At 55.4% G+C, this 11,483-nt stretch carries 10 protein-coding genes, 4 tRNA genes and 2 rRNA genes (1 of these 16 only partly in view); all 16 read right to left on the reverse strand.

The annotated features are described in order from the left end of the window. Positions 1 to 57: 57 nt before the first annotated feature. On the reverse strand, positions 58 to 4,131 hold the full coding sequence (gene rpoB, locus CXQ82_RS28125) for a DNA-directed RNA polymerase subunit beta (RefSeq protein ID WP_032884533.1): 4,074 nt from the start codon (positions 4,129 to 4,131) through the stop codon (positions 58 to 60). Positions 4,132 to 4,350: 219 nt separating this feature from the next. Further along, complete coding sequence (rplL, locus tag CXQ82_RS28130) at positions 4,351 to 4,716, reverse strand: 50S ribosomal protein L7/L12 (RefSeq protein ID WP_101273228.1); 366 nt, start codon at positions 4,714 to 4,716, stop codon at positions 4,351 to 4,353. Positions 4,717 to 4,794: 78 nt separating this feature from the next. Next, positions 4,795 to 5,295 (reverse strand): 50S ribosomal protein L10, encoded by a 501-nt coding sequence (gene rplJ / locus CXQ82_RS28135; RefSeq protein WP_010174464.1) that lies wholly within the window; start codon positions 5,293 to 5,295, stop codon positions 4,795 to 4,797. 200 nt (positions 5,296 to 5,495) lie between these two features. Continuing rightward, positions 5,496 to 6,191 carry a 50S ribosomal protein L1 gene (gene rplA / locus CXQ82_RS28140; protein ID WP_003232403.1) on the reverse strand — a complete coding sequence of 232 codons (696 nt, stop codon included), beginning with the start codon at positions 6,189 to 6,191 and terminating at the stop codon, positions 5,496 to 5,498. After that, the gene (rplK, locus tag CXQ82_RS28145) at positions 6,191 to 6,622 is read right to left on the reverse strand and encodes a 50S ribosomal protein L11 (protein ID WP_003176435.1); all 432 of its coding nucleotides are present in this window, start codon (positions 6,620 to 6,622) and stop codon (positions 6,191 to 6,193) included. The genes rplA and rplK overlap by 1 nt, the downstream gene beginning before the upstream one ends. 117 nt (positions 6,623 to 6,739) lie before the next feature. Further along, positions 6,740 to 7,273, reverse strand: a complete 534-nt coding sequence (nusG, locus tag CXQ82_RS28150) for a transcription termination/antitermination protein NusG (protein ID WP_003176436.1) — start codon at positions 7,271 to 7,273, stop codon at positions 6,740 to 6,742. A 9-nt stretch (positions 7,274 to 7,282) separates the two neighbouring features. Beyond that, positions 7,283 to 7,651 (reverse strand): preprotein translocase subunit SecE, encoded by a 369-nt coding sequence (gene secE / locus CXQ82_RS28155; protein ID WP_003194658.1) that lies wholly within the window; start codon positions 7,649 to 7,651, stop codon positions 7,283 to 7,285. Between the two features lie 45 nt (positions 7,652 to 7,696). Next, a tRNA-Trp gene (locus tag CXQ82_RS28160) sits at positions 7,697 to 7,772 on the reverse strand. A gap of 161 nt (positions 7,773 to 7,933) precedes the next feature. Then, positions 7,934 to 8,009: transfer RNA gene (locus CXQ82_RS28165), tRNA-Thr, on the reverse strand. 26 nt (positions 8,010 to 8,035) lie between these two features. Further along, positions 8,036 to 8,109, reverse strand: a tRNA-Gly gene (locus tag CXQ82_RS28170). A gap of 24 nt (positions 8,110 to 8,133) precedes the next feature. Beyond that, a tRNA-Tyr gene (locus tag CXQ82_RS28175) sits at positions 8,134 to 8,218 on the reverse strand. Positions 8,219 to 8,360: 142 nt separating this feature from the next. Continuing rightward, the gene (locus CXQ82_RS28180; RefSeq protein WP_101273229.1) at positions 8,361 to 8,807 is read right to left on the reverse strand and encodes a hypothetical protein; all 447 of its coding nucleotides are present in this window, start codon (positions 8,805 to 8,807) and stop codon (positions 8,361 to 8,363) included. 7 nt (positions 8,808 to 8,814) lie between these two features. After that, a complete protein-coding gene (locus CXQ82_RS28185) occupies positions 8,815 to 9,561 on the reverse strand; it encodes a pantothenate kinase (RefSeq protein WP_101273230.1) in 747 nt (248 codons plus the stop codon). Further along, positions 9,551 to 10,510, reverse strand: a complete 960-nt coding sequence (birA, locus tag CXQ82_RS28190; RefSeq protein ID WP_101273231.1) for a bifunctional biotin--[acetyl-CoA-carboxylase] ligase/biotin operon repressor BirA — start codon at positions 10,508 to 10,510, stop codon at positions 9,551 to 9,553. The genes CXQ82_RS28185 and birA overlap by 11 nt, the downstream gene beginning before the upstream one ends. A gap of 168 nt (positions 10,511 to 10,678) precedes the next feature. Then, positions 10,679 to 10,794 (reverse strand): 5S ribosomal RNA (gene rrf / locus CXQ82_RS28195). Positions 10,795 to 10,964: 170 nt separating this feature from the next. Further along, positions 10,965 to 11,483: ribosomal RNA gene (locus tag CXQ82_RS28200) — 23S ribosomal RNA — on the reverse strand (it continues 2,373 nt past the right edge of the window).

The following is an 11,483-nucleotide window of genomic DNA, read 5'->3' on the forward strand; positions in this document are numbered from 1 at the left end:
CCTCCTGGCGGAGCAGAGAGCGGGCTAAACAGCCCCGCTCTCGATTCGCGTCACGTGTTATTCGGTTTCCAGATCGATATCGATGCCGAGGGAACGAATTTCTTTGATCAACACGTTGAAGGACTCGGGCATGCCCGGCTCCATACGGTGATCGCCGTCCACGATGTTTTTGTACATCTTGGTACGACCGTTCACATCGTCCGACTTCACTGTGAGCATTTCTTGCAGAGTGTAAGCAGCACCGTATGCTTCCAGTGCCCAGACCTCCATCTCCCCGAAACGCTGACCACCGAACTGAGCCTTACCACCCAGCGGCTGCTGGGTAACCAGGCTGTACGAACCGGTAGAACGAGCGTGCATCTTGTCGTCTACCAAGTGGTTCAGCTTCAGCATGTACATGTAGCCAACAGTAACCGGGCGCTCGAACTTGTTGCCGGTACGGCCGTCGAACAGCTGCATCTGGCCGCTTTCTGGCAGGTCTGCCAGTTTCAGCATGGCCTTGATTTCGCTTTCCTTGGCACCGTCGAACACCGGGGTAGCCATTGGAACGCCGCCGCGCAGGTTCTTCGCCAGATCCAGGATTTCCTGGTCGGAGAAGGTGTCCAGTTCTTCGTTGCGACCGCCGATCTCGTTGTAGATCTCGTGCAGGAACTTACGCAGGTCTGCGACCTTGCGTTGCTCTTCGATCATACGGTTGATCTTCTCGCCCAGACCTTTAGCCGCGAGGCCCAGGTGGGTTTCGAGGATCTGACCAACGTTCATACGCGAAGGTACGCCCAACGGGTTGAGGACGACGTCGACCGGGGTGCCATTGGCATCGTGCGGCATGTCTTCAACCGGCATGATCACGGAGACCACACCCTTGTTACCGTGACGACCGGCCATCTTGTCGCCCGGCTGGATGCGGCGACGGATTGCCAGGTAAACCTTGACGATTTTCAACACGCCTGGAGCCAGGTCATCGCCCTGCTGCAGTTTGCGCTTCTTGTCTTCGAACTTGTCGTCCAGCAGACGGCGGCGATCAACGATGTAGGCCTGAGCCTTCTCGAGCTGCTCGTTCAGAGCATCTTCAGCCATGCGCAGTTTGAACCACTGGCCATGCTCAAGACCGTCGAGGATTTCGTCGGTGATGTCCTGACCTTTCTTCAGACCTGCGCCGCCTTCAGCCTTGTGGCCTACCAGAGCGGAACGCAGACGTTCGAAGGTCGCGCCCTCAACGATACGGAACTCTTCGTTCAGGTCCTTGCGGATCTCGTCGAGCTGGGTCTTCTCGATGGACAGTGCACGAGCATCACGCTCAACGCCGTCACGGGTGAAGACCTGTACGTCGATGACAGTACCTTTGGTACCGGTAGGTACACGCAGGGAGGTGTCTTTAACGTCGCTGGCTTTTTCACCGAAGATCGCACGCAACAGCTTCTCTTCCGGAGTCAGTTGGGTCTCGCCTTTCGGAGTGACCTTACCAACCAGAATGTCGCCTGCGCCAACTTCAGCACCTACGTAAACGATACCGGCTTCGTCCAGTTTGTTCAGTGCAGCTTCACCCACGTTCGGGATGTCTGCAGTGATTTCCTCTGGCCCAAGCTTGGTGTCACGTGCCACACAGGTCAGTTCCTGAATGTGGATCGTGGTGAAACGGTCTTCCTGAACAACACGCTCGGACAGGCAGATGGAGTCTTCGAAGTTGAAGCCGTTCCATGCCATGAACGCGATGCGCATGTTCTGACCCAGTGCCAGCTCACCCATATCGGTGGACGGGCCGTCGGCCATGATGTCGCTACGCTGAACGCGATCACCCTTGCTCACCAGCGGACGCTGGTTGATGCAGGTGTTCTGGTTCGAGCGGGTGTATTTGGTCAGGTTGTAGATGTCGACACCGGCTTCGCCAGTTTCAACTTCGTCATCGGCAACACGAACCACGATACGGCTGGCATCAACAGAGTCGATCACGCCGCCACGACGAGCCACGACGCAAACGCCGGAGTCACGGGCTACGTTACGCTCCATGCCGGTACCTACCAGCGGCTTGTCAGCACGCAGGGTCGGTACAGCTTGACGCTGCATGTTGGAACCCATCAACGCACGGTTGGCGTCATCGTGCTCCAGGAACGGGATCAGCGACGCTGCAACCGAAACTACTTGCTTCGGCGAAACGTCCATCAAGGTGACGTCTTCCGGCGCCTTGACAGTGAACTCGTTCAAGTGACGAACAGCTACCAGCTCGTCGATCAGGACTTTCTTGTCGTTCATCGTGGCCGAAGCCTGAGCGATCACGTGATCGGCTTCTTCGATGGCGGACAGGAATACGATCTCGTCGGTGACCAGAGCGTCTTTCACCACACGGTACGGGCTCTCGAGGAAGCCGTACTGGTTGGTGCGCGCATAGGCAGCCAGGGAGTTGATCAGACCGATGTTCGGACCTTCCGGCGTTTCGATCGGGCAAACACGCCCGTAGTGCGTCGGGTGTACGTCACGAACTTCGAAGCCTGCACGCTCACGGGTCAGACCGCCCGGGCCCAGTGCGGAAACACGGCGCTTGTGGGTAATCTCGGAGAGCGGGTTGTTCTGGTCCATGAACTGCGAGAGCTGGCTGGAACCGAAGAACTCTTTCACCGCCGCAGCCACTGGCTTGGCGTTGATCAGGTCTTGCGGCATCAGGCCTTCGCTTTCAGCCATCGACAGACGCTCTTTGACCGCACGCTCAACACGTACCAGGCCAACGCGGAACTGGTTCTCGGCCATTTCGCCTACGCAGCGAACACGACGGTTACCCAGGTGGTCGATGTCATCGACGATGCCTTTACCGTTACGGATGTCGACCAGGGTCTTCAGTACCGCGACGATGTCTTCCTTGCACAGCACGCCCGAACCTTCGATCTCGGTACGACCGATACGACGGTTGAACTTCATCCGGCCGACCGCAGACAGGTCATAACGCTCAGGGCTGAAGAACAGGTTGTTGAACAGGGTTTCGGCAGCGTCTTTGGTTGGCGGCTCGCCAGGACGCATCATGCGATAGATCTCGACCAGCGCTTCCAATTGGTTGCTGGTGGAGTCGATCTTCAGCGTGTCGGAGACGAACGGACCACAGTCGATATCGTTGGTGTACAGGGTCTCGATGCGAACAACCTGAGCCTTGGCGATTTTGGCCAGGATCTCGGTGTTCAGCTCGGTGTTGCACTCAGCCAGGATTTCGCCTGTAGCCGGGTGAACGATGACCTTGGCGGTTGTGCGACCCAGGACGTAGTCCAGAGGCACTTCCAGCGACTTGATACCGGCTTTTTCGATCTGGTTGATGTGGCGCGCAGTAATACGACGACCAGCCTCAACAATGACCTTGCCGTTTTCATCCTGGATGTCCAGAACGGCAATTTCACCACGCAGACGCGATGCGATCAGTTCCAGGCTGAGGGTTTCATCCTTCAGGCTGAACACGTTAGTGGTGTAGAAAGCGTCCAGTACTTGCTCAGTGGTGTAGCCGAGCGCGCGCAGCAGTACCGAGGCCGGCAGCTTGCGACGACGGTCGATACGCACGAACACGCAGTCTTTCGGGTCGAACTCGAAGTCCAACCACGAACCGCGGTACGGAATGATCCGCGCGGAGTACAGGAGCTTGCCGGAGCTGTGCGTCTTGCCGCGGTCGTGGTCGAAGAACACGCCCGGGGAACGGTGCAGCTGGGAAACGATAACACGCTCGGTACCATTGATAACGAAGGTACCGTTTTCAGTCATCAGTGGGATTTCGCCCATGTAGACTTCTTGCTCTTTGATGTCCTTGATCGCTTTGTTCGACGATTCTTTGTCGAAAATGATCAGACGGACTTTTACCCGCAAAGGTACGGCGTACGTAACACCGCGCAACACGCATTCTTTGACATCAAATGCCGGTTCGCCCAGGCGATAACCGACGTACTCCAGCGCAGCATTGCCGGAGTAGCTGATGATCGGGAAAACGGATTTGAAGGCCGCATGCAGGCCCACGTCGCGGAACTGATCTTTGGTCGCTCCCGCCTGCAAGAATTCACGATACGAATCCAGCTGGATAGCCAGAAGGTACGGGACATCCATGACGTCCGGCAACTTGCTAAAGTCCTTGCGGATACGTTTTTTCTCAGTATATGAGTAAGCCATCAGCGTTCCCCAGCTTGGTCACCTGCTTGTTTGGCCCCTCCGACGGGAGCAGCCAGAAAATCTTGCAAACCCCATGGTTTGCACCACCGCATCGGGTGGCTACAGCGCGTTCATGGCGGCGACCGAGTCGGCAGCCAAGAACGGAAAAAGGCCGGTGGCAAGAGCCACCAGCCATCAGCCTTCAGCTTAACGCGTGGGCTGGAGACGCAAGGTCGATGCTTACTTCAGCTCGACTTTAGCGCCTGCTTCTTCCAGTGCTGCTTTGGCTTTGTCAGCTGCGTCTTTGGCAACAGCTTCCAGAACCATGGCAGGAGCGCCGTCAACTACAGCCTTGGCTTCTTTCAGGCCCAGACCGGTCAGTTCACGTACTGCCTTGATCACGTTTACTTTCTTCTCGCCAGCTTCCAGCAGCATGACGTTGAATTCGGTTTGCTCTTCAGCAACAGCAGCAACAGCGGCTGGGCCAGCGGAAGCAGCGGCAGCGGAAACGCCGAATTTTTCTTCGAAAGCTTTGATCAGCTCAACAACCTGCAGAACCGACATTTCAGCTACGGCGTTGAGGATATCGTCTTGGGAGATAGACATTGCTGTATTTCCTGAATTGGGGGACGGCCTACGCGGCCATCGAAATAAACAAAAATACGCGAGAGAATTTGCTCAGCCTTAGGCTGCGGCAGCTTCTTTTTGCTCGCGAACTGCAGCCAGAGTACGAGCCAGCTTGCTGGTAGCGCCTTGAATCACGCTCATCAGCTGCGAAATAGCTTCGTTACGGGTCGGCAGTGTTGCCAGTACGTCGATTTGGTTAGCTGCGAGGAACTTGCCCTCGAACGCAGCTGCCTTGATCTCGAACTTATCCTGACTCTTGGCGAATTCCTTGAACAAACGGGCAGCAGCGCCTGGATGTTCTTTGGAGAACGCGATCAGAGTCGGGCCGGTGAACACGTCGTTGAGGACACTGTATTCAGTGTCAGCAACAGCGCGCTTGAGCAGGGTGTTACGTACAACACGTACGTATACGCCAGCTTCACGAGCCTCTTTACGGAGTCCGGTCATAGCGCCTACTGTCACACCACGGGCATCAGCCACGACAGCGGACAGAGCAGCTTTGGCAGCCTCGTTGACTTCAGCGACGATGGCCTTCTTGTCTTCGAGATTAATTGCCACGGGTTTAACTCCTGCTTGTTACCGTTTCATCTGGCCTAGGCCGGATGTCGTTTTGGTGTCTGATTCGGTAAGGAACCGGGAGCACCATCTGCGTAGGCTTGTGGTTTAAGACTTGCGCCGCCTACGGTCTTGGATAGCCCCCGCCAGGCAGGGACCCCAATTTTTTCCAATTGGCGCAATCGCTTGCGCCAATCTGTGTCTTATACGTCCAGCGAGCCTTGGTCGATGACCAGACCTGGGCCCATAGTGGTGCTCAGGGTAACGCGCTTGACGTAGATACCTTTCGAGGAAGCTGGCTTGATACGCTTCAGATCAGCGATCAGGGCTTCAACGTTTTCCTTCAGCTTGACGGCATCGAAGCCGACTTTGCCAACGGAGGTGTGAATGATGCCGTTTTTGTCGGTGCGATAACGAACCTGACCAGCCTTGGCGTTTTTAACCGCGGTAGCTACGTCTGGAGTTACGGTGCCGACTTTAGGGTTAGGCATCAGGCCACGTGGACCCAGGATCTGACCCAACTGACCTACAACGCGCATTGCATCCGGGGAAGCAATAACTACGTCATAGTTCAGGTCGCCGCCTTTCATTTCGGCAGCCAGGTCGTCCATGCCAACGCGATCAGCGCCAGCGGCCAGAGCGGCTTCAGCTGCCGGACCTTGGGTGAAGACAGCAACACGTACAGTCTTGCCAGTACCGTGTGGCAGCACAGTAGCGCTACGAACGACCTGGTCGGATTTACGTGGGTCAACACCGAGGTTTACAGCAACGTCAACGGACTCGCTGAACTTGACAGTCGACAGCTCGGTCAGCAGGGCAGCAGCGTCTACAAAGTTGTAGGCCTTGCCTGCTTCGATTTTGCCGGCGATAGCCTTTTGGCGCTTGGTCAGCTTAGCCATTACACACCCTCCACGTTAAGGCCCATGCTACGAGCAGAACCGGCGATGGTACGCACGGCTGCATCCATATCAGCTGCAGTCAGATCCGCGTTTTTGGTTTTCGCGATTTCTTCCAGCTGAGCACGAGTTACGGTGCCAACCTTAACGGTGTTAGGACGAGCGGAACCGCTAGTCAGACCAGCAGCTTTCTTCAACAGAACCGAAGCCGGGGTCGACTTGGTTTCGAAGGTGAAGCTACGGTCGCTGTATACAGTGATGATCACTGGAGTCGGCAGACCTGGCTCAAGACCCTGAGTACGGGCGTTGAAGGCCTTGCAGAATTCCATGATGTTCACGCCGTGCTGACCCAGAGCTGGACCGACGGGTGGGCTAGGGTTGGCCTGAGCGGCCTTCACTTGCAGCTTGATGTAAGCGGTAATCTTCTTGGCCATGAGGCACTCCAATTACGGGTTCGAACGCCTCGAAAGGCTCCCCGGTTACTTGCGCGTTTATCCCAGTGACGACAAAACCCCACAGCCTAAGGCTGCGGGGTTGGGATGCTTGCTCAGCTAGACCTTCTCGACCTGGCTGAACTCCAACTCTACCGGAGTAGAGCGACCGAAAATGAGCACTGCCACTTGGATCCGGCTCTTTTCGTAGTTAACTTCTTCGACGGTGCCGTTGAAATCAGCAAACGGACCATCTGTGACACGAACAACCTCACCCGGCTCGAACAACGTCTTCGGCTTAGGCTTGTCGCTACCGTCAGCAACACGACGCAGAATCGCTTCTGCCTCTTTGTCAGTGATCGGAGCAGGCTTATCAGCGGTACCGCCGATGAAACCCATAACACGAGGAGTGTCCTTGACCAAGTGCCAAGTACCTTCGTTCATGTCCATCTGTACCAGCACGTAGCCAGGGAAGAACTTGCGTTCACTCTTGCGCTTCTGACCATTCCGCATTTCAACCACTTCTTCAGTGGGAACCAGAATTTCGCCGAAGCCATCTTCCATGCCTGCCAGCTTTACGCGCTCCAGCAAAGAGCGCATAACATGCTTCTCGTAACCCGAGTAAGCATGCACAACGTACCAACGCTTAGCCACGGGACACCCTTAGCCAACAATCAAGGAAACAAGCCAGCCGAGCAGGGAATCAAGCCCCCACAACAGCAACGCCATAACCAGAACAACAGCCACAACAATCAACGTGGTCTGCGTGGTTTCTTGGCGAGTCGGCCAAACGACTTTACGGATTTCGGTGCGAGCTTCCTTTACCAGGACCGCGAAAGACTTGCCTTTGGCAGTCTGCAGGCCTACAAAGGCAGCTACAGCAGCAAGGGCGAGCAAAGCGAGTACGCGGTACAGGATCGGCGAAGCAGAGTAGTACTGATTGCCAACAACGCCTACGACCACCAATGCGACCACAGCGAGCCACTTGACGAGATCGAAACGAGAGCTTTGAGCTTCAGCCTTAGGAGTCATCTATGAAGATCCTGTGAAAAGAAAGCCAGACACACCACGTGAATCTGGCAGGTCAGGAGGGAATCGAACCCCCAACCTACGGTTTTGGAGACCGTCGCTCTGCCAATTGAGCTACTGACCTAAAACAAAATCAGGCCGACCATTATGCAGGCCTGAAAAAGACTTTACAACAACCAACCCCACTAGACTTGAAATCACCCAGCAATAAAACCAGGAGCAACACTATCAAGCCGAGGTAGCTGTTAAAACAAAGGCAGATATTTTCATATCTGCCTTGTTATATGGAGCTCTTGAGCGGATTTGAACCGCTGACCTCACCCTTACCAAGGGTGTGCTCTACCAACTGAGCTACAAGAGCGAAACACATTGCACAACCTGCAAACTTGGAGCGGGTAGCGGGAATCGAACCCGCATCATCAGCTTGGAAGGCTGAGGTTCTACCACTAAACTATACCCGCGGAGCTTGCAGCTCACGCTAAAAATGGTGGAGGGGGAAGGATTCGAACCTTCGAAGTCGTAGACGTCAGATTTACAGTCTGATCCCTTTGGCCGCTCGGGAACCCCTCCTAAGCGAGCCGGCATTCTACATCACGCCGGCCTTCTGTCAAGCATTTTCTCATTAAAAATATGAGGTTAGCTGCGTTGACCTTCGCTTCACGCTGTAGACCGTAAAGGTCTTCACTGCGAAGCGGGCGCCATTCTATGCAAACTATTCGACAGTTGCAACGCCTTCGCACAACATTATTTTATGTTTTAACTCATTGAATTCCTTAGCAAGGTTTTCAAACGGCAGATCATCAGCCAGGCGTCGGCTTTCCGGGGCAACCCGCAGCCAGTAACCCGAGGCTTCAGGCGAGTTCAGCAATTGGACCTTGGCCTTTATATCCAGGCTCAAAAGCCGCTGTTCGACAGACTGCGCCTGGCGCTGATCCAAAAAACCGCCGATGTACAGGCACGTATTGGCCGAGTCTGATGCCTTTGCTCGATCCCGGCGGACCACCGCATCTGCGGACTCACTGAGCAACCGAATATCCTGCTGTGAGCCCTTATAGAGACTCAGGGGCGTGACATCCTTGGCACGCAGCGGCGCTTCTTGCTGATGCCAGATGTAGTAGAAGCCGTTGAGGACGAGTAAAAGTAAAAACAGCCAACGCATAATCACCTCAAGACAAAGGGCACGCCATCGCCAACCCGACAAAAATCAGATCAGGCACAAGGCGAGCCTGCGGTACCGCATCCGACACCAAATCTGCGTCTCCCCCCGTCAGAAATACGCTGAAGTCATCGCCCCAGTAATTGCGGGCCAATTCCAGCTGAGTCAGCACAAAGCCCCTGAGCATCAACGTACAGCCGCGCTCGACCGCCTCTACGGTGGTGCGACCCGGGGAGAGACGCTCCAGGGCCCTTTCAGCAGCAGCATCGTCGTAACGTATCTTGCGCGTGTGCGTGCGCAGCTGGTTACGCATGAGGGGCATACCCGGGCAAATGAAGCCGCCCAAATGCTCGCCATCTGCGGCAATAAAATCTGCAGTCGCGGCTGTACCGAAATCAAGCACCAGACAAGCGCCCGATGCCAACTTGAACCCACCCAGCATAGCCAGCCAGCGATCCAGACCAAGGCGCTCGAAATCTTCGTAGCCATTGCGCACACCACCCATTTCGCGAGCGGAAGCGGCGCAGGAAACGACAACACCAAAAGCCTCTACCAAAGCACCAATCAGCTTGTCCGTTTCCTCCAGCGCACGCACGCTCACCAACCGGCAACGCGTCAGCAACAGCCCAGGCAGGGCCAGCAGACTTTCAATTAATGCGATGTCCGAACCAGCAACACCTTCAAAGGCGCTCGCTCGATCCGAATCAAGTACTCGCCATTTGATAAAGCTATTCCCACAGTCGAGCTCAAGAATCATCACGCAACCTCAGGCTTAACTCACCACCACTGTATATTTTCTCAACGCCATCAACACTCAGACGCAACGCGCCCTGACGGTCGACCCCCAGCACAACCCCATCAACCTGGTTGACGCCGGCAATAAGGGATACCGTCCTGCCCTGCCAGGCGTGATTTTGCTCCCACTCATCCTGGAGCGCCGCAAAACCGGCCGCCCGGTGTCGGTCCAGATAGCTTTGCAGTTGCAGACCCAGTTGCGCCACCAGGGCGTTACGATCAACCGGTGAGCCCGTCTCAAGCTGCACTGATGTCCATTGCTGATCAACCTCATCAGCCTTCTGCATATTCACGTTGATGCCTATCCCAAGGACAACGTGACAGATATCCGCAGGATCCCCAACCAACTCCAGCAAGATCCCGGCAATTTTCTTCTGCCCCACCAGGACGTCGTTGGGCCACTTCAAGGCAGCCCCCTTCACCCCAGACTCGCGAAGAGCCTGCATAACTGCCAAGCCCACAACGAGGCTTAGACCCTCCAATTGTCGCAGGCCTTCCTCAATACGTAATACGAGGCTGTAGTAAACGTTCTGGGCGAACGGGCTGACCCACTTTCGACCCCGCCTGCCCCTTCCTGCAGTTTGCTGCTCCGCAAGCACCAGGAACGGCGCCGCGCACTCTGCATCTACAAGGCGCAAGGCTTGCGCATTGGTAGAGTCGATGGAGTCGGAAATATGAACAGGCCACGCCAAGGAAGGCGCATTCAACGCAATCGCCTCAGCGTTCAGGAACACCAGGGGCGACGCCAAACGATAGCCCTTGCCACGAACCTTATGGATGGGCAGGTTCAACTCAGCCTCAAGGTGCTGGAGTTGCTTCCAGACAGCACTGCGACTAACGCCCAGGGCGGCGCCAAGTGCCTCTCCGGAATGGAATCGGCCATCTTTCAGAAGTTTTAACAACGTCAGCATGCAAGTATCGCCTCACAATGAGGCACGCATGATAGCCATGCGCAGGGTCATTGCATAGAAAGGCAGGACTTTAGCATTGAAGGCCGCCGTAATGAGCCTCTTCGCCCTTTTCGACCGCCCAAAACAAAACCCCTGTTTGCGTTAGCAAACAGGGGTTTCGGAATTTAATCTTGACGATGACCTACTCTCACATGGGGAAACCCCACACTACCATCGGCGATGCATCGTTTCACTACTGAGTTCGGGATGGGATCAGGTGGTTCCAATGCTCTATGGTCGTCAAGAAATTCGGGTACTGAGTCGTAGCCAGTTGGCTTCGCTTCAGCAAATTGGGTATGTGACAGCTTTCGGTGTTTTGCGAGGTCGAACTTTCGGTTCATTTCGTCTTCACACACCGCAATCTGATGCTCCTCTTTGTTTCCAAATCAGGAGAAGCAAATTGCTTGGGTGTTATATGGTCAAGCCTCACGGGCAATTAGTATTGGTTAGCTCAACGCCTCACAGCGCTTACACACCCAACCTATCAACGTCGTAGTCTTCGACGGCCCTTCAGGGAACTCAAGGTTCCAGTGAGATCTCATCTTGAGGCTAGTTTCCCGCTTAGATGCTTTCAGCGGTTATCTATTCCGAACATAGCTACCCGGCAATGCCACTGGCGTGACAACCGGAACACCAGAGGTTCGTCCACTCCGGTCCTCTCGTACTAGGAGCAGCCCCTCTCAAATCTCAAACGTCCACGGCAGATAGGGACCGAACTGTCTCACGACGTTCTAAACCCAGCTCGCGTACCACTTTAAATGGCGAACAGCCATACCCTTGGGACCGGCTTCAGCCCCAGGATGTGATGAGCCGACATCGAGGTGCCAAACACCGCCGTCGATATGAACTCTTGGGCGGTATCAGCCTGTTATCCCCGGAGTACCTTTTATCCGTTGAGCGATGGCCCTTCCATACAGAACCACCGGATCACTAA

The sequence above is a fragment of the Pseudomonas sp. S09G 359 genome (assembly GCF_002843605.1).
GTDB lineage: Bacteria > Pseudomonadota > Gammaproteobacteria > Pseudomonadales > Pseudomonadaceae > Aquipseudomonas.

What these genes read in the sequence shown, in the direction of transcription:
- birA (WP_101273231.1), bottom strand. Translation starts at nt 10,510, where the DNA reads ATGCTGACGTTGTTAAAACTTCTGAAAGATGGCCGATTCCATTCCGGA.
- CXQ82_RS28180 (WP_101273229.1), bottom strand. Translation starts at nt 8,807, where the DNA reads ATGCGTTGGCTGTTTTTACTTTTACTCGTCCTCAACGGCTTCTACTAC.
- rplK (WP_003176435.1), bottom strand. Translation starts at nt 6,622, where the DNA reads ATGGCCAAGAAGATTACCGCTTACATCAAGCTGCAAGTGAAGGCCGCT.
- rplL (WP_101273228.1), bottom strand. Translation starts at nt 4,716, where the DNA reads ATGTCTATCTCCCAAGACGATATCCTCAACGCCGTAGCTGAAATGTCG.
- secE (WP_003194658.1), bottom strand. Translation starts at nt 7,651, where the DNA reads ATGACTCCTAAGGCTGAAGCTCAAAGCTCTCGTTTCGATCTCGTCAAG.
- rpoB (WP_032884533.1), bottom strand. Translation starts at nt 4,131, where the DNA reads ATGGCTTACTCATATACTGAGAAAAAACGTATCCGCAAGGACTTTAGC.
- rplA (WP_003232403.1), bottom strand. Translation starts at nt 6,191, where the DNA reads ATGGCTAAGCTGACCAAGCGCCAAAAGGCTATCGCCGGCAAAATCGAA.
- CXQ82_RS28185 (WP_101273230.1), bottom strand. Translation starts at nt 9,561, where the DNA reads ATGATTCTTGAGCTCGACTGTGGGAATAGCTTTATCAAATGGCGAGTA.